The sequence below is a fragment of the Halalkaliarchaeum desulfuricum genome (genome assembly GCF_002952775.1).
GTDB classification, from domain to species: domain Archaea; phylum Halobacteriota; class Halobacteria; order Halobacteriales; family Haloferacaceae; genus Halalkaliarchaeum; species Halalkaliarchaeum desulfuricum.
Window position 1 is genome coordinate 2,537,535 of sequence record NZ_CP025066.1, and the last position, 18,020, is coordinate 2,555,554.

The 18,020-nt window shown below is 61.7% G+C and carries 15 protein-coding genes and 2 pseudogenes; 7 read left to right on the forward strand and 10 right to left on the reverse strand.

Going from position 1 to position 18,020, the window contains the following annotated elements; genetic code table 11:
* Positions 1-86: 86 nt before the first annotated feature.
* The gene (locus AArcSl_RS12645; protein WP_119819865.1) at positions 87-1,316 is read left to right on the forward strand and encodes a YgeY family selenium metabolism-linked hydrolase; all 1,230 of its coding nucleotides are present in this window, start codon (positions 87-89) and stop codon (positions 1,314-1,316) included.
* Positions 1,317-1,363: 47 nt separating this feature from the next.
* Here AArcSl_RS12645 and arcC read toward each other — a convergent pair whose 3' ends face one another.
* From arcC to AArcSl_RS12660, 4 genes are all read right to left on the reverse strand, one after another.
* The gene (arcC, locus tag AArcSl_RS12650; RefSeq protein ID WP_217563451.1) at positions 1,364-2,407 is read right to left on the reverse strand and encodes a carbamate kinase; all 1,044 of its coding nucleotides are present in this window, start codon (positions 2,405-2,407) and stop codon (positions 1,364-1,366) included.
* Positions 2,404-3,432, reverse strand: coding sequence for an ornithine carbamoyltransferase (locus tag AArcSl_RS12655; protein WP_119819868.1), 1,029 nt, complete (start codon positions 3,430-3,432; stop codon positions 2,404-2,406). Before AArcSl_RS12655 ends, arcC begins: the two co-directional genes overlap by 4 nt.
* A 111-nt stretch (positions 3,433-3,543) precedes the next feature.
* Entirely contained in the window at positions 3,544-3,714 is a 171-nt protein-coding gene (locus AArcSl_RS16860; protein WP_154670820.1) for a hypothetical protein, read from the reverse strand.
* Between the two features lie 100 nt (positions 3,715-3,814).
* Entirely contained in the window at positions 3,815-5,188 is a 1,374-nt protein-coding gene (locus AArcSl_RS12660) for a uracil-xanthine permease family protein (protein ID WP_119819871.1), read from the reverse strand.
* Between the two features lie 239 nt (positions 5,189-5,427).
* On the opposite strand from AArcSl_RS12660, the gene AArcSl_RS12665 reads away from it, so the two are divergent.
* Positions 5,428-6,465 (forward strand): LLM class flavin-dependent oxidoreductase, encoded by a 1,038-nt coding sequence (locus tag AArcSl_RS12665; RefSeq protein WP_119819874.1) that lies wholly within the window; start codon positions 5,428-5,430, stop codon positions 6,463-6,465.
* Positions 6,466-6,558: 93 nt separating this feature from the next.
* Here AArcSl_RS12665 and AArcSl_RS12670 read toward each other — a convergent pair whose 3' ends face one another.
* Positions 6,559-7,905, reverse strand: a complete 1,347-nt coding sequence (locus AArcSl_RS12670) for a dihydroorotase (protein WP_119819877.1) — start codon at positions 7,903-7,905, stop codon at positions 6,559-6,561.
* 181 nt (positions 7,906-8,086) lie between these two features.
* Between AArcSl_RS12670 and AArcSl_RS12675 the strand changes: the two genes are divergently transcribed.
* Together AArcSl_RS12675 and cofH are read left to right on the forward strand one after the other, a co-directional pair.
* On the forward strand, positions 8,087-9,385 hold the full coding sequence (locus AArcSl_RS12675) for an amidohydrolase family protein (protein ID WP_119819880.1): 1,299 nt from the start codon (positions 8,087-8,089) through the stop codon (positions 9,383-9,385).
* Between the two features lie 389 nt (positions 9,386-9,774).
* Positions 9,775-11,181 (forward strand): 7,8-didemethyl-8-hydroxy-5-deazariboflavin synthase subunit CofH, encoded by a 1,407-nt coding sequence (cofH, locus tag AArcSl_RS12680; RefSeq protein ID WP_119819883.1) that lies wholly within the window; start codon positions 9,775-9,777, stop codon positions 11,179-11,181.
* 1 nt (position 11,182) lies between these two features.
* Here cofH and cofG read toward each other — a convergent pair whose 3' ends face one another.
* A complete protein-coding gene (gene cofG / locus AArcSl_RS12685; protein ID WP_119819886.1) occupies positions 11,183-12,340 on the reverse strand; it encodes a 7,8-didemethyl-8-hydroxy-5-deazariboflavin synthase subunit CofG in 1,158 nt (385 codons plus the stop codon).
* A gap of 230 nt (positions 12,341-12,570) precedes the next feature.
* On the opposite strand from cofG, the gene AArcSl_RS17640 reads away from it, so the two are divergent.
* Both AArcSl_RS17640 and AArcSl_RS12690 read left to right on the forward strand, forming a co-directional pair.
* On the forward strand, positions 12,571-12,693 hold the full coding sequence (locus tag AArcSl_RS17640) for a hypothetical protein (protein ID WP_281259883.1): 123 nt from the start codon (positions 12,571-12,573) through the stop codon (positions 12,691-12,693).
* Between the two features lie 247 nt (positions 12,694-12,940).
* On the forward strand, positions 12,941-14,185 hold the full coding sequence (locus tag AArcSl_RS12690) for a threonine synthase (protein ID WP_119819888.1): 1,245 nt from the start codon (positions 12,941-12,943) through the stop codon (positions 14,183-14,185).
* A gap of 253 nt (positions 14,186-14,438) precedes the next feature.
* Here the strand turns inward: AArcSl_RS12690 and AArcSl_RS17645 are convergent.
* A pseudogene (locus AArcSl_RS17645) lies at positions 14,439-14,633 on the reverse strand (methyl-accepting chemotaxis protein); the annotation flags it as partial.
* A gap of 151 nt (positions 14,634-14,784) precedes the next feature.
* On the opposite strand from AArcSl_RS17645, the gene glyA reads away from it, so the two are divergent.
* Positions 14,785-16,032 (forward strand): serine hydroxymethyltransferase, encoded by a 1,248-nt coding sequence (gene glyA / locus AArcSl_RS12700; RefSeq protein WP_119819893.1) that lies wholly within the window; start codon positions 14,785-14,787, stop codon positions 16,030-16,032.
* 93 nt (positions 16,033-16,125) lie between these two features.
* Here glyA and AArcSl_RS12705 read toward each other — a convergent pair whose 3' ends face one another.
* The 3 genes and pseudogenes from AArcSl_RS12705 to AArcSl_RS12710 form a co-directional block, all read right to left on the reverse strand.
* Positions 16,126-16,323, reverse strand: coding sequence for a hypothetical protein (locus AArcSl_RS12705; protein WP_245883248.1), 198 nt, complete (start codon positions 16,321-16,323; stop codon positions 16,126-16,128).
* Positions 16,324-16,329: 6 nt separating this feature from the next.
* Positions 16,330-16,404 (reverse strand): annotated as a pseudogene (locus AArcSl_RS17810) (zinc ribbon domain-containing protein); the annotation flags it as partial.
* A gap of 84 nt (positions 16,405-16,488) precedes the next feature.
* Positions 16,489-17,883, reverse strand: a complete 1,395-nt coding sequence (locus tag AArcSl_RS12710) for an NCS2 family permease (RefSeq protein WP_119819899.1) — start codon at positions 17,881-17,883, stop codon at positions 16,489-16,491.
* Between the last annotated feature and the right edge of the window lie 137 nt (positions 17,884-18,020).

An 18,020-nucleotide genomic window follows, 5' to 3' on the forward strand; every position in this document is an offset into this window, starting at 1 on the left:
TCCACCCGGGAGGCAGAACACCACTGTCTGGTCGCCGCGGAACAGTAGTTATATAGTGCCCACCGGAATAGATTCTCCCGTCTACGATGAGCCTAGAGACAGCCAAGCCGCAGTTCGAAGAGTGGGTCGAACAGCACCGCGATGACTGCATCGAGTTCCTCCGCGATCTCGTCTCGATCCCGTCGGCGACCACCGTCGGCGAGGACGAAGAAGAGGTCGCAAAGCGCATCAAAGCCGAGATGGAAGAGTTGGGCTACGACGAGGCGTACATCGACGACTTCGGCAACGTCCACGGCGTGATAGAGGGCGAAAAGGACGGCGCCGTCATGCTCAATTCCCACATCGACACCGTCGGCTACGGCGACCGCGACCAGTGGGACTACGATCCCTACGAGGGCGAAATCGATGACGGAGAGATGTACGGCCTCGGGACCGCGGACATGAAATGCGCCATGGCCTCGATGGTCTACGGCGGCGGCGCACTCGCGAACAGCGACGTCACGCCCGAACACGACGTCTACGTTACCGGCGAGCTCATGGAGGAAGTGAGCGAAGGCCACGCGATGCGGTACGTCATCGAGGAGACCGACATCGACCTCGAGGCAGTCGTCATCGGCGAGGCCTCCGAGATGAACGTAAAGCGGGGCCACCGCGGCCGGTGTGAGCTCAAGATCGAACTCGATGGCTCCTCCTGTCACGCCAGCGCCCCCGAACGCGGGATCAACCCGCTGTATCACGCCTCCAACATCCTCGAGCGGATCGAGGAGCTCAACGAGGAAACGGAAGTCCACGATTTCCTCGGCAAGGGAACGATCGCCGCGACGAAAGTCGAGACGGACACGCCGTCGAACAACGCCGTCCCCGCCGCCGCGACGATCTACGTCGACCGCCGGCTGACCATCGGCGAGGACGAAGACCGCGCTTACTCGGAACTCCAGGACGCGATCGACGCCGCCATCGAGGAGTACGGCGACGAGGTCGAGGCCGCCGTCGAAACCCTGACGTTCGACACCCCCACCTGGACGGGATACGAGATGGAGTCGAAGAAGTACTACCCGACCTGGCTGCTCGAGGAGGATCACCCGCTCGTCCAGGACACCTACGAGGTGGTCGACTCCGTCCTCGACAGCGACGTCGAGATCACCAAGTGGACCTTCTCCACCAGCGGGAACTACACGATGGGCGTCGCCGAGATCCCGACGATCGGGTTCGGCCCGTCCGAGGAGAAGTGGGCACACGCGTCCGACGAACGGGTCGACGTCGAGAACGTCGTCCGCGCGTGTGAAGTCTACGCGGGCCTCGGGCTCGAACTGTAACAGACGTCGATCCCTCGCACAATCGAACTCCTTGCGAAAAACGCTTTTTAAGTCGGCTCGACGACGTGGGTGCCCTCGCCGTCTTCGAGTGCCGCGACCGCTTTGTCGAGGGACGTGATGATCGCCGTCCGGTCGCGGCGCGACTCGCCTTCGACGAACCGGAGGGCCGCCTCGACCTTCGGACCCATACTCCCCTCGGGGAACTGGCCGTCATCGTAGTACTCGCGGAGTTCGTCCGCGTCGACGGTATCGAGCCGTCGCTCGTCTTCGGTCCCGAAGTCGACGTACACGCCGTCGACATCGGTGAGAACCAGGAGGTAGTCCGCGTCGAGCCTGTGGCCGATCACCTGTGTCAGTCGGTCCTTGTCGATGACGGCGTCGTGGCCGGAGATCTCGCCACGGCCGCGTGTGACCGGAACGCCGCCACCGCCGCCACAGATCACGAGGTCACGTTGGTCGATCAGTCGCTTGACTGGAACCTCCTCGACGATTCCCTTCGGTTCGGGGGAGGGAACCACGCGACGGTAGTCGCGATTGCCCGTGTCGCGGACCTTCTTGACCTGCATCCCCTCGGCCCGCATCTCTTCGGCGCGTTCGGCGTCGACGAACGGGCCGATCGGTTTCGTCGGCTCCTCCAGTGCCGGATCCTCGGGATCGATGATCGTCTGAGTGACGATGCTCGCGACGGGGACGTGTTTCCACTTCCGCTCGAGGGCCTGGTACATCTGCTGGGTGAGCATGTACCCGATCTGCCCCTGGGTCATCGCCCCGCACACTTCCAGCGGCTGGGCGGGGGGTTCGCCCTGTTCCTGCTGGAGCAGCAGGGAGCCGACCTGGGGGCCGTTACCGTGGGTGAGTACGACCTTGTAACCTGCCTGCATCACGTCGACGATGCCCTCTGCGGTTCGCCCGACAGCGCTCATCTGCTCTTCGAACGTCCCCTCGGAGTCGGCGGGGTCGATCGCGTTGCCGCCCAGCGCGATCATACACAGTGGTTTTTCCCGTGGCGTCCCCCAGAACTCCGGCGCCTCGACGTCCAACTCGAACTGCGGCGACTCGGAGATGGGCTTGAATTCGCCGTCCTCGCTCATCGTCCGCTTCCGTAGCCGCGGCCGCCCATCGTCAGGAGCATGAGCCCCTTCTGGGCGTGCATCCGGTTTTCGGCCTGGTCGTAGATGACCGACTGTGGGCCGTCCATCACGGCGTCGGTTGCCTCGAACCCGCGCTTGGCGGGCAGACAGTGCATGTAGTTGGCGTCGTCGTTGGCGTTCGAGAGCATCTCCTCGTCACAGATCCAGTCTTGGTTCTGGTCGTGGATCTCCTTTTCCGCCTCGGTCCCGCGCTCGCCGACCTTGTAGGAGACCCAGTGTTTCGGGTAGACGATGTCGGCGTCGCGGAAGCCCCGCTCCATGTCGTGTTCGACGGTGAAGTCGACGTTCGCCTTGTCGGCGTTCTCTTCGGCCTGCTCGACGATCTCTGGGTCGAGTTCGATGTCCTCGGGATGTGCGAGCGTCACGTTTGCACCCATCTTCGTGAACCCGAGGATCGACGAGTGCGGGACGCTGACGGGCCGGCGGACCTCGGGCGCATAGGCGTACGAGATCGTGAAGTTGATGTCCTCGATGCTTCCCTTCCGTTCCCGGACGGTCTGGAGGTCGGCCAGCGTCTGACACGGGTGGTAGGTGTCACACTGCATGTTGTACACCGGGATGTCGGCACCCTCCTGGTAGTCCCGGATGATCTCGGTTCCGCGGGGATACTCGAAGTCGACGGCCCCGCCCAGGACGCGCACCGCGAGTGCGTGTCCGTACCGCGAGAGGACCTTCGCCGTCTCCTTTGCGGATTCGCCGTGTTCCAGCTGGAGCTGGTCCGGCGACATGATGTGCGGGTAGCCCCCGAGCTGGTTGATTCCGGCCTCGAAGGAGTTGCGCGTCCGCGTCGAGGTGTTGTAGAACAGTTCGAAAAGCGAGTAGCCGGTCAACGCGTCGTGATGCGCCCACTGGTCGGCCGCGAATTCGGCCTTCAGCTGGTCGGCGACATCCAGTACCGATTCCAGTTCCGCTTTGCTCCACTCCTGTGTCGTGATCAGATCCTTTCCGCGTAGGTCAGTTTTCATGGTGGTTGCACTCCTGGTGCGAGGCTGTGCACTCTGTGCGTCTCTGCGCCCTTCAATAAAACTTCCGCCAGCAGGGCAACCCAGACACCCCGGTGATACGTCCGCAGTTCGTTACCGTTCGACGCCGCGGCGGAGATACCAGGCTCCATACGCGATCCCGACTGCCAACCCGAGAACGGTGCCCACCTGCCAGTCGATTCCGTAGTAGACGTACCCGCCGAAACCCCCGAGGACGGTGAAACTCGCGATCGCGACGACGGCGATTGCGCGCGGATCTGTCATCGGTACTGTCCTCTCGGAGGGGGATAATCACGTTGCCGGTTTCGGTCAAAAAATGCCCCCTACGTCGAGGGCTTCGTCCGCCTCAGTCGTCGTCTTCGACCTAATCTGCCAGGGTCGGATCCTCAGTGTCCTCGGGTTTGTCGAACAGCGGGCTCGACTCGCCGGGCACGAACGTATTGAGGATCAGCCCGGACAGTGCAGTCATGATGACGGCCTCTCCGAAGAACGTCTGTGCTGCCTGGGGGAGCCCCTGCAGCGCGTCCGGACGGACGGCGACGCCGAGGCCGAGTCCGATGGCCGTCGCGATGATGACCATGTTCCGCCGGTTCATCTCCACGTTCAGGAAGATCAGCCGCATCCCGCTTGCGGCCACCATGGCGACCATGATCAGCACGGCGCCGCCGAACACGGGGTCCGGCGTCGCCGCGACGGTGGCACCGATCTTGGGGATCAGGCCGAGTACAGCCAGCACGATGCCGCCGATAAGGACGACCCAGCGGCTCATCACGCCGGTGAAGTTGACGATCCCGACGTTCTGTGAGAAGGACGTCACCGGGAACGAACTGAACAGCGCGCCGATCGAACTCATGATACCGTCGGCAAAGATGCCGCCGCGGAACTCATCCCGTGTCGGGTTACGTCCCTCGGCTGCAGTAATGCCGGCCATGTCTCCGACCGTCTCCATCGCGGACACGAGGAACAGGAACCCGAAGGTGATTATCGCGATCGGCTCGATCACGAACCCGAACTCGCCGGGGCGCGGAATCGCGAACCAGGACGCCTCGAAGATCGGGCTGAAGTCGACGATGCCGAGCGCAGCAGCGACGACGTAGCCGACCGCGATCCCGATAATGATGCTCAACAGCCGCCAGATCCCCTTCAAGAAGAGGTTGAACAGGACGGCGATACCCAACACCAGCGAGGCGAGCGCGAGGTTCAGCATCGAACCGTAGTCCTCGGCTCCGACACCGCCCGCGGAGTAGTCCATCCCGACCGGGATGAGATACAGCCCGATCACGACCACGATCAGGCCGGTCACCAGCGGCGGGAAGTACGGTTTGATTCGGTCGAACTGCCAGCCGATGATCCCCTCGACGACGATTCCCGTAATCGCAAGCGAGGCGAACACAGCTCCGAGACCGTGTTCGCCACCGACGGCGATGGCAGCGCCGACGAAAGTAAAGCTCGTCCCCATGACGATCGGGAGCTTCGCCCCGACCGGCCCGATACCGTACGCCTGAACGATCGTCGCGAGACCGGCGAACAGCAGCACCATCTGGACGAGGTACGCTGTATCGCCGGTTCCCAGTCCGATCGCGCCGGCAACGATGAACGCCACCGCCGTCGACGGAACGATCATCACCGAAACGTGCTGGATTCCCAGCAGTATCGATTTGGGTAACGGCGGCTTCTCCTCCAATTCGTATGACAGTTCTATCTCTCCACTCGTTTCGCCGCTGGTCTCTTCTGTCATGGAATAGCATGGGCAACGTCACCGACGAGTTATTTAATATTTATGCAGGTAATTGTAGCCATATATTGCTTCGTGGTTCGCCCGGCAGGAGCGCGTCACTCGTTCCTCCGTTTCGTTGCGGTGCGTGGAATACAGTCGAGAGCAACCGGAGCGTTCTGTCGCACTGTCGCGGACATCCAGAGAGACTCTGTCGAACACCATTATTATATATGAGGTGTTCGACGTTACCAACGGAGCCCATGAGCGACACCAAGAGAGTCAGCGACAGAGGCGATCGAGTCGGGATCTACCTCCAGGACAAGCGGCCGTTGGAGGAGAACCTCGAATTGGTTCAGTATGCAGAACAGCAGGGGTTCGACGAGGTCTGGCAGGCGGAGTCCAGGCTCGCCCGGGACGCGATCACCCCGATGGGGGCCTACGCCGCCGTCACTGACGACATCAAGATCGGTGCCGGGGTCATCAACAACTGGACCCGCAACACCGCCTTGATCGCCCAGACGATGAGTACGCTCGAGGAACTGGCCGGCCGCGACCGGATCCTCTGTGGGATCGGCGCCTGGTGGGAACCGCTGGCGTCGAAAGTCGGCGTCGACCGACGCAAACCGCTGCGCGCGATGCGGGAAACCGTCGAGGTGACGAAGCGTCTCCTCGAGATGGAGAACGTCACCTACGACGGGGAGTTCGTGAACGTCGAGGACATCGAACTCGATGTCGTCCACGGCGACACCGGCCCCCGCTCGGTTCCGGTGTACGTCGGCGGGACCGGCTTCAAGATGCTCGAACTGACGGGTCATTTCGCCGACGGGGCATTGCTGAACTACCTGGTGAGTCCGGAATACAACCAGAAAGCCCTCGACGCGCTCGAAAACGGTGCCGAACGCGGCGGCCGATCGCTGGAAGACATCGACCGCCCGCAACTGGTCGTCTGTTCGATGGATCACGACGCCGACAAGGCACTGGACAACGCCCGGGAGCTCATCACCCAGTATCTCGGTCAGCAGCCCCACATCATGAAAGCCAGCGGCGTGAGCCAGGACCTCATCGACGAGGTAGGGGAGGCGATCGGCGGGTGGCCGGCGGACGCCGACGACATCGAGAAGGGGATGGATCTCATTCCGGACGAGGTCGTCCACAAACTCACCGCCAGCGGTACCCCCGAACAGTGCCGCGAGAAGGTCCGGGAGTACGCCGAGAACGGCTGTCAGTGTCCGGTCCTCTACCCGCTGGGCGAGGATCGCGAACTGATGATCGACGAGTTCGCCGACGGCTACATGTAATCACCGAGCGGTTTCATCCGCTCGAACAGCGTCCGTTTTTTCAGGTTCGGTGCATCCAGCGATCGCTCCGGGCGTTGTGAGTGGCTGCCGCCGTTATCGGATCGGTCCCCGCTCGATGAACTCACCGTCACCTGGGTCGGACAGCACCTCGTGATCCCTGGCGGCGACCTCTCCGCCCGCGATGACCGTGTCTACTCGGTGACTCCACTCTCTGCCCTCGTAGGGCGTCCACCCGCCGACGAAGGCAAGCTTCGAGGCGGTTACCTCGTACGGTTCCTCCCGAAGCAAAACAACGTCGGCGTCCGTGCCGGGTAGGAGCGACCCTTTCTGCGGGTACAGTCCCGCCTCGCGTGCCGGGCGAGCGCACACGAGCTCCAGCAGCCGCTGCCAGGAGAGCGGCCCGTCCCGGACGCCTTCGCTCGCGAGGAACTCCAGCATCGTCTCGATGCTCGGGAGCCCGGCGTACGGCTCCCAGATGTTTTCCCACCCCCGTTCTCGTTCCGCACGGTGAGTCGGGAAGTGTTCGCTCGCCACGAGGTCGATCGTCCCGTCCGCGAGGGCATCCCAGAGCCGATCTACCTCGGCAGGCGACTTCAAGCTCGGATTCACCTTCAAAAACGGACCCAGCTCCTCGACGTCCTCCTTAGAGAACGCCAGATAGTGGGGACACGTCTCGAGTGTCACCGGGACCTCCGCCCGGGATTTGAACCGCGCGCCCTCCCGGGCGCCGCTACCGCTGGAGACGTGGACCACGTGAAGCGGACAGTCGGCGTATTCGGCGAACCATCCCATCCGGCCGATCGCGTCCAGTTCTGCCTCCACTGGGCGAGAGTCCATGTACACGCCCGGATCGTCGCCGTCGATCTGTGCTCGTGCGTGATCGAGTATACCCTGTGTCTCACAGTGAACGCGGACCTTCCCCCCTGCTTCGCCGACCGCAGAGAGGAGTTCGACGATTTCGCGGTCCTCGGCGAGGTACGGCTCCGCCGTGAAGGTCTTGAAATCCCTGGTCCCTTCCGCAATGATCTCCGCGACGTCGACGTCGGCGTCCTCGAAGTTCCCCGCCACGAGCCCGAAATCGACGTGGGCAAGCTGTTCGCAGTCGTCTCGTTTCTGCCGGACCGCTTCGGGTGTCGTCACCGGCGTCTGGGTCGGGAGTTCGACGACGGTAGTCACCCCGCCGGCGACGGCGCTCGCCGTCTCGGAGGCGAAGTCGATGTCTGCGGGAAAAAGCTCGTCGTCGTGCATGTGATTGTGAACGTCGACGACCCCGGGAATCGCGACCATTCCGTCGGCGTCGAGGCGCTCGGGGTCGCCAGCACACTCCCGTGCCGCAGTCGGACCGACTGCAGTGATCCTCCCGTTTTCGATCACAATATCTCCCTTCGTTACTCCCGACGGGTCGACGATCCGCGCGTCGGTGACGAGCAGGTCAGCCATACGTTGGGCCACGACCGAGTCGTAGAAAACTGTTGGGCTGACGTGTCGCCAGTTCGGCGGTCCCGCTATCGACAGCAACGATCCCAGTTGTGTCCGGATTGTGGCCGGACCGGAGGCAGAGCGCAACGACCAGTTTCCCGGCACGTATAGTTTTTTGTAGGGCCCCGTTCATCGTTCCAGCGTGAAACTGAATGCAGGCACGCTCGTCACGATGAACGACGAGCGCGAGGTTCGAGAGGAAGCGCACGTCGTCGTCGAGGACGGCGAAATCGTCGAGATCGCGGACGGCCACGCCTCCGGCGAGGACGTCGTCGACGCGACCGACGAGGTCGTCATCCCCGGTCTCGTCAACTGTCACACGCACATGTACGCGCTCCCGATCCGGGGTGCGCCACTGACCGTCTCCCCCCAGAGCTTCTATGAAGCGCTCGTAGACATCTGGTGGGAGGTAGACGAGGCGTTCACCATGGAAGACGCGCGCCTCTCGTCTCTCGGATCCTGCGCCGAGATGCTCGAGGCGGGCGTTACGACGTTCTGTGACAACTACTCGGGGCCGAACACCCTCCCCGGTGCGCTCGACGCCGTCGCGGAAGGTGTCGCACAGACCCCGATCCGCGGGATGATCACCTTCGAAACGACGGCCCGCAACTCAGAGGAGGAGGCCTTCGACGGGATCGAGGAGAACCAGCGTTTCATCCGGGACGGCGAGTCGGAGTACGACCGGATCGAGGGGCACTACTGTCTCCACACCCTCTTTACGAACACCGAACCCGTCGTCGAAGAGTGTGCGAGCAGGGCGACCGACGACGACCGCCCGATCCAGATCCACCTCGAGGAGGGTCTCGTCGACGTCCACAAATCCATCGAAGAGTACGGCATGCGCCCAGTGCCGGCACTCGAATCCATGGGCTTTTTCGACGCGGACGTGATCGCAGCCCACTGCGTTCACTCGACCGACCGGGAGATCGAGATCCTGGCAGAACACGACGTCGGCGTCGCCCACAACCCCTACTCGAACGTGAACAACGCCGTCGGGATCGCCAACGTAGAGAAGATGGAAGAAGAGGACCTCACGATCGGCATCGGTGACGACGGCTGGGATCCGGACATGTTCGAAACCATGCGCACCGCAGTCGGGATCCACAAACTCAAAAAGAACAACCCCAGCGGCTTCGACATGGCCAAAGCCCTCGAGTGGGCGACGATCGGCTCCGCGGAGGTGCTGGGCATGGAAGACGCGGTCGGGAGTATCGAACCTGGAAAGCGAGCCGACTTCGTCACGCTCGATCTGGGTCCCAACCCGGTTTTACCGGGAAGCGCCCCCTACTACGTCGTCAGCGCAGCGAGCCGAGGCGACGTCACCCGGACGATCGTCGACGGCGAGGTCGTCTACGAGCGCGGCGGCCGAGTCCGCGGCGTCGACGACGAGGACCTCCAGGCGGTCGGGGAAGCGAGCGAGGCGCTGTGGGATCGTCTCTGACTGACTGACCTCCTACCGATTCTCGGTCACTTCGGGACACGTGTTTCCCGTCCTCGTGTCCATGCTACTGTGAACGGGAGCGTATACGCTTTTGTGACAGAGTGACACGGTCGCTCGGATAACATTCTTAGGGCGTTAAAGTATTTTAATACACTAAGCGAGTTAATTTTGCTCTGGTCGAGGCCATGTGGGTAGGTATCATTATGCTAGCCCCCGCCACAAGATCTCGTCTGATAGATGCGTTCAGTGGCTCCAAGCGACCCTTCGCCGAGTTAGTCACAGTCTGCCTTCGACTACAATCGGTAAACTGTGCGTATCCGAGATACGGAAACTCGGGGGCTATCCCCCGAGTGCGTAAATTTAAGTGCGAGCATAAGATTTTACGGGTGATGAACGATCGTATCGCCTCCAGGCCGGGATTAGGGGACAGTGAGTTCGAGCACGTCCCAGAGACGGATCAGACGTTCCAAAACGCGCTCGAGAAAGCGCGAAACGGGGAGCGACTTTCCGTCGACGACGGCATCGAGCTTTTGACTACTGGCACTGACGTGGAGGGCATCGATCCGCGCCGAAAGGAGTTAGTTCTGGAAGTTGCAGATCGACGGCGGGCAGAACGCGTCGGCGACGAGGTCACCTTCGTCACCAATCTCAACAACAACGTATCAACTGCGTGTAACGTCGGCTGTCTCTTCTGTAATTTCAAAAACACCGCCCACAAGTTCGAAAGCGATCACGAGGGGGAACACGCAGGGTTCACGCGAACGCCTGCTGACTCGCGACGGGCGGTCGAGCGAGCCCTCGACAGGGGAATCTCGGAGGTGTGCTCGGTTTCGGGACTACATCCGGCGTTCGCATTGAACGAGGAGCATCGGGAGATACTGGAGGCGTACGATCGACCGGCACGCGAGGTCAACTACAAACCCCCCGAGGTCTATGACACGAGTCCGGGGACGTACGTCGAACAGATCCGGGCGATGTCGATCGATGGCGTTCACGTCCACTCGATGACTCCCGAGGAGGCGTACCACGCGCGGCGTGGCACCGACTGGTCCTACGAGGAGGTGTACGGGAGGCTCCGGGACGCCGGTCTGGATTCGGCACCGGGAACTGCCGCGGAGATCCTCGTCGAGGAGGTACGAGACGCCATCTGTCCCGGAAAAATTTCCTCCGAGGAGTGGATCGAGGCGATGGAGGGCGCCGTCGCCGCCGGACTCGACGTCACCGCCACGATCATGTACGGCCACGTCGAAAACGCGGCACATCGGATCCTCCACCTGGATCGGGTCCGCGATCTCCAGGACCGGACTGGCGGGATCACCGAGTTCGTGCCGCTCTCGTTTGTCCACGAGAACACCCCGCTGTATCGTCACGGTATCGTCGATGGCGGCCCCACCGACGCCGAGGACGAACTGATGATCGCCCTCTCGCGGCTCTATCTCGATAACATCGACAACATCCAGTCCTCCTGGGTCAAGTATGGGAACGAAAAGGGACTCAAACTGCTCAACTGCGGTGCGAACGATTTCATGGGGACGATCCTCTCCGAGGAGATCACGAAGCGTGCCGGTGGCAAGTACGGGGAGTATCGGACGGTGGGAGAGTACGTGGAGATGATCGACTCCATCGGTCGCCCTCCCGTGGAACGATCCACCGACTACCGAACGCGCCGGGAGATCGACATCGACGAGGAACCCTACGGTCCCATGATTGGCCCCAGAGCGGACGGTTCGCCGATGTTCGGGTCCGACCACCGGTCGGTCGGTGACAGCGGCGATCCGACCGCCGCCGACGACTGACTCAATTCGGAGCCCCGAACAGCTGCGTTCTGGTGGCGATTCGACGGTATTGCCGTCCGGTTTCGTCGGAAGCGAACAGTGCCTCGGAAACGCGATCGGAGATCCAGCGTCGGTTCCGGTCGTTCCCGGCGGCCGGGACGTCAGAACTTCGCAACTCGTCGGGCAAGTACCGTCGGTAGATCGGGAGACGTTCGTAGAGGGGAAGACCCGCGGATTCGGCGATCTCCTGTAACTCCTCGAGGGCCGGCCACTTGTAGGCGGGGTTGATGTGGTCGTCCGTGACTGGAGACACTCCCCCCAGATCGTCGACGCCGCAGTCGAGCAACTCGCGCGTCGGAGAGAGGTTCGGGGGCACCTGTACCGACACAGCCTCCGGCAGCGCAGCCCTGGCCATGGCGACCGTCCGTCGCATGGTTTCGACGGACGGCTGCTCGAAGTCCGACCGCTCGTTCGGCACGACGTTCTGGACGATCACCTCCTGTACGTGATCGTATCGCTCGTGGAGTTCGGCGATGGCAAGCAGGCTTTCGGCCCTGTCACGTTCGGTTTCGCCGATGCCGACGAGGATACCGGTCGTGAAGGGGACGCCGGCTCTCCCTGCGGCGCGGATTGTGTTCAGTCGCTGTCCCGGTGACTTGCGTCTGCCTCCACTGTGGGCTTCGATGTCGGCTGTCGTCTCGAGCATAACGCCCATCGACGCGTTGACCTCCCTGAGCCGTCTGAACTCCTGTTCGGTGAGATCTCCGGGGTTCGAGTGCGGTAACAGTCCTTCCTCCAGTGCAATTTCACATGCGCGGTAGAGATACGCCAGGATCGAATCGTATCCCCACTCGTCGAGCTGTGCATGAATCGCCCGATACCGGCTGTCCGGCTTGTCGCCGAACGTGAAAAGCGCCTCGGTGCAACCCGCTTGCGCGGCCGAACGGAGCGTTTCCCGTATCTCTTCGGGGGACATGAGGGTGGCGTCACCAGGAACGTCGTAGAAGGAACAGTACGTACAGGTGTATCGACAGGCGGTCGTCAGCGGGAGAAAGACGTTTCGCGCGAACGTGAGCTCGGAAGGCGTGTCGACGTCCTGGGGTGCGGTAGATAACACGCGCTCGACGTCCGCCTCGTCGATGGTGATATCGATGTCGTACTGTTCCTGGTCCGTGATCATACTGTCCGATTCGACCCGACCGACAAAAAGCTTCTACACGATACAGACGACCATAGAGTCCGGTGAACCAATCCGAAAATAGGGAAACACCCTGTGAGTTCCTACACTCAGTTGGTTTGCTACCCCCCCCCCCCCCCGGGGCTCGGTAGATCGCCACGAGTACCCAGAAGAGAAACGAGATCACGTTGGCGAACGCCGTCAGCCAGAGTTCGAGGCCGGTAAAGCCAATAATGAAAAGGAAGACCGCGATCGAGCCGGGGATACTGGTGGACCGTGGAACTGTCGCCCGCGAGTCGAGCAGCGTCGGAACCAGCACGAACGCGATCAACAGTGTCCCGAACAACAGCACGTAATCCTGCCAGATCTGGTCGGTAAGGAGGTATGCGGGGATCCACATCGCTATTGGGATGACGAATACACCCCACGTCCGGACTAGTTGACGCCGGAGGGTGGGGATCTCCGACAACGCTCCGATCATACATCACGTGTGGTTTGTGACTGTTTTATACCTGCCCATCGATGCTCCCGTGGGGGATCGGGAGGAGGATATCGTATCAGCAAACACCCGGGTTTTTATCTGTCGGATCCGAACTCCCGACCATGACAATGGAGCACGTCGAAGCGCTGAAGTGTACTGTCTGTGGCGAGGAATACGAGGCCGAGGGGATCACATACACGTGTCCGAAGCACGATGGCCCAGTCGAGGGCGTCCTCGACGTCGTCTACGACTACGACGAAGTACTCGATCGGTTCGATCACGACGTCGACGGGGATATCCCCGACATGTGGAAGTATCGCGCGTTCCTGCCGGTCGAAGACGACGCCGACCCGATCACGCTCGGAGAGGGTGGAACAGACCTCTTCGACGCCCCACGACTCAGCGAGGAGCTCGGGGTCGAAGTTCGGGTGAAAGACGACAGCCGAAATCCCACGGCGAGCTTCAAAGACCGGGCGACGTCAGTGTCGGTCACGAAGGCGAACAACCTCGGCCACGACATTGTGGTGTGTGCTTCCACGGGCAACGCCGCGGCCTCTCTCTGTGGATACGCGGCACGTGGGGGGATGGATGCGCGCATTTTCGTCCCGGGGTCGGCACCGGAGGGGAAACTCGCGCAACCACTCGTCTACGGCGCCGACGTCCTCCAGGTCCAGGGAAGCTACGACCAGGCGGCCAAACTCAGTCTGGAAGTAACCGAGCAGTACGGGTGGTACAACCGGAACGCCGCGTACAACCCGTATCAAGTCGAGGGGAAGCGGACGGCTGGACTCGAGATCGCCGAACAGACCCGCCACGATGTCCCCGACTGGGTGGTCGTCTCCGTCGGCGACGGCTGCACGATCGCGGGGGTATGGAAGGGCCTCAAAGAGTTCGAAAAACTCGGGTTCATCGACGAAGCGCCACGCATGCTCAGCGTCCAGGCGGAGGGCGCAAGCGTGGTTCACGACACCTTCCACGGTGACGAGGACGTCGACGAAGTCGCAGAGACGCTCGCCGACAGCATCGCCGTCGCCAAGCCGGCCAACCTCCGGAAAGCTGTTCGAGCCGTCGAGGAAAGCAACGGCGACTCAGTGGTCGTGTCCGACGAGGCGATCCTCGAAGCCGAGGTTCGCCTCGGCAGCACCGAAGGGCTGTACGCCGAACCGGCAGCCGCCGCGACCGTCGCCGGCGTCGAGCGCGCCCTCGAACAGGACATCATCCACGAGGACGACTCCGTGGTGGTCGTCTCCAGCGGCTACGGCCTCAAGGACACGAAAAACGCCAAGCGGGCGACGGGCGACCCTCACAGGATTTCCCCCGACATCGGGGAAGTGGAACGGATCTACGGAGCCGGTCCCGACTACTGATCCCCTCCTCTCCTGACTACCGATCCCCTCCTCTCCTGACTACCGATCCTCTCTTACGCCGCCAATTGACTGTTCCTCCGGACGGATCGAAAACAACACCTCCCGCCGAAGTGGCTGGCGATGTATGTGGCAGGGGCCATCACTAGCAGGAGGCGGATACAAATTGTAATTCATCTCAAAAAAAGTTTTTGGAATCGAACGGAAGCGCACCATCAACACGTGATCTGGTCCGATCCCGATCGGTTGGTAAGCCCTATCCGTCGGTCGTCAAGTTCTCGACGCCGCCGACCAGGGTCTCTACTGTCGTCTCCTGTTTTTCCGCTCGTTCGACGACCGACCGTGAATTAGCTTGCCCCTCGTTGGCCTCGGCAACGACAGCAAACCCATCGCCCGCCTCGTCAGCGCGTGCGGCTTCGATGGATGCGTCGAGCGCCAGCATGTTCGTCTCTAACGTTCTGTTCTTTTGGGACATGGCGGTCGAGTTGACGCACAGGGTAGTTGTAACTCCTGAATCGGGGACTGGTGAAGGTGACCCACGCGACAGTTGAATTTCCGGACGAACGACAACATTTAACGTGAGTGTCCGACCAGTAGGAAACATGGAGTTCGACCAGATACGGGAAGCCGATACAGCAGTTGCCAACGCGATGGAGGGAGAACTCTCCCGGCAGCAGGAGACGTTCTCGCTGATCGCCAGCGAAAACTACGTCAGCGAAGCGGTCCTGGCCGGCCAGGGGTCCCCGCTCACGAACAAGTACGCCGAGGGATACCCCGGCGAGCGGTACTACGCCGGCTGTGAGTACGTCGACGAAATCGAGCAACTCGCCATCGATCGTGCAACGGAACTGTGGGGCGCAGATCACGTCAACGTCCAGCCCCACTCCGGAACGCAGGCAAACATGGCGGTGTACCTCGCCGTGCTGGAACCCGGCGACAAGATCCTTTCGCTGGATCTAAACCACGGTGGTCACCTCAGTCACGGTCACCACGTCAACTTCGCCGGCCAGTTGTTCGAGGTCGAACACTATGAGGTCGACGCAGACACCGGCTACCTGGACTACGAGAGCATCCACGAACACGCCGAACGGTTCGAACCCGACATCATCGTTTCCGGTTTCTCCGCGTATCCACGCGAGGTCGAGTGGGAGCGGATACAGGAGGCTGCCGACGCCGTCGACGCCTACCATCTGGCCGACATTGCCCACATCACTGGGCTGGTCGCCGCCGGCGTTCACGAGTCTCCGGTCGGCGTCGCCGACTTCGCCACCGGCTCCACACACAAGACTATCCGGGCGGGTCGGGGCGGAATCATCATGTGCGACGAGGAGTACGCCGACGACATCGACAGCGCCGTCTTCCCCGGAAGCCAGGGTGGACCACTCGCGCACAACATCGCGGGCAAGGCCGTCGGCTTCGGCGAAGCGCTCACACCGGCGTTCCAGTCGTACGCAGAACAGGTCGTCGCCAACGCAAAGGCCCTGGGCGATGTCCTGACAGACAAGGGCCTCTCGCTCGTGTCCGGGGGCACAGACACACATCTCCTGCTCGTCGACCTCCGGGAATCCCACCCAGACGTGACCGGGAGTGACGCCGAAGACGCGCTGGCGGACGCGAACCTCATCCTCAATGCGAACACCGTGCCGGGAGAAACTCGCTCCGCATTCGATCCCTCCGGCGTTCGCATCGGAACCCCGGGTATTACGACCCGCGGGTTCGACGAGGCGGCGACCCGCGAACTCGGGGAACTCATCTACGAGGTCATCGATAACGTCGACGACGATAGCGTGATCGAATCCGTCCGCTCGCGGGTCGAAGAACTGAGCCGCGAGTACCCGCTCTACGAATAGTGTCTCGACCGCCAGCATAGCGCAGTCCTGCGGTCCCTTTTCTGTTCCGTCCGCCTTCAGGATCAACTGTTTTCTCGGACCGACACCATCCGTCTACTCCAGTTCCCCGGCCTGTTGGATCGCTTTCGACCGTTTCCGATAGTACTTGACCCCTGCTCCCATGACGACGAGCCCTGCGGCCACACCGGCTATCCAAACGTCTTGTATCCGTCCTGTGTAATGACCCCAGACGAACCCCACCGCGACGACGAATCCGAACACAACGAGCGCAATCGCCCATCGACGCGTCATGACCGCCTGCCCGCAGTGTGGACACCGACGGTCCGAGGGACTGATTTTTCGTCCGCAATTACTGCAACGAAGGGACGTCATAGTTGGGGACAGCAGCCTCGGTTACTTAGCTCTGGCGTCAATCGGTTCCGCGTCGCGTGCCAAAAAAGAGTTGGCTGGTCTATCCTACCCGATGAGGCCCGACGTCTGCGTCCAGAGGTAGAACACGAACGCGAGTGCCAGGAGCCACTGGCCCAGGTGCACTTCCGTCGCCTTGCCCTGGGCGAACTTGAGTACCGGGTACACCATCAGTCCAGCAGCGATACCCCACGCGATCGAGTACGTGAGCGGCATGATGAGGATGGTGAGACCTGCAGTGATCGACCACGCTGGGTCGCTCCAATCAATGTCAGTCACTCCTTCGAGCATAATTAGCCCGACGATAACCAGCGCAAGGTAGATTGCGTAATCGGGGATCGCAGCCACAATCGGGACCGCGATCAGTGCGACTGTAAACAGCGCCGCGATGACCAGTGCAGTCAGACCGGTCCGACCTCCCTCTTCGATACCGGTCGCGGATTCGATGTACGTCGTCGCCGTGGAAGTCCCGACCATGGCGCCAGCAGTCGTGGCAATTGCGTCGGCCATCAGGGGCTTTTCCATTTCCGGAAGGTCCCCCTCTTCATCGAGGAGATCCGCCTGTTGTCCGACGCCGAGCAGGACACCTGCCGTGTCGAAGAAGTCCACGAAGAAGAACGTGAACACGACCAGCGAGAACGTCAGTGGCTCGATGTCTGCAAGTCCCTCGATGAACGCACCAACGAGCGGGGTGATGTCGTAGTGTGGCGACGGCAGTTCGGCCGGGGTGATGACACCGCGTTCGAAGAATCCTGCAAGCGTCAACGCCCAGCCCACGATTCCGGTCGTGAGGATACCGATGATGATCGACCCCTTGATCCCTCGCGCGAACAACATCAGAGTAAACAAAAGACCCAGCAGGCCGAGTATCGCCCAGGGGTTCTGAGCGACCATTCCGAGTTCGACCAGCGTGCCTTCGTACCCGACGACGATTTCCATCTCCTGGAGTCCGATGAACAGCAGGAACGCACCGATACCCGCACCGACCGAGAACTTGACGGGTTCCGGGAAGATCGAGATGATGTATTTCCTCGCACCGGCCGCAGTCAGGAGGATGAAGATGACCCCCTCGACGAAGACTGCGGCCAGCGCGGTTTGCCAGGATATCCCCATCCCGATAACGACGGTGAACGCGAAGAAGGCGTTCAGTCCCATCCCGGGTGCGACGCCGAATGGACGCTTCGCATACAGCGCCATTACAAGACCCCCGATGACGGCGGAAATGATCGTCGCGATAGCGATCATCTGGAAGACCTCTCCCTCTGTGTAGCCCGGGATTTCGATCGCGGCACCCAGGATCGCTGGGTTGACCACGATGATGTACGACATCGTTAGGAACGTCGTCGCCCCGGCGATCAACTCCGTCGATAAGTCTGTGTCGTACTTATCGAACTCGAAGAACTCGGCTATCCCGGATGAACCAGTGTCAGATTGTCCTGACATACACTGGCCATCAATTCATGGGTATTTAAAGGTTAGGTCCAAATTAATACCTTTAAATTACAGCAGGTCTCCGTCTGTCGATCATGACCTCCGGAGTTCACAATTGATATCAAAATGGGCTCATCATCATCCTCCGG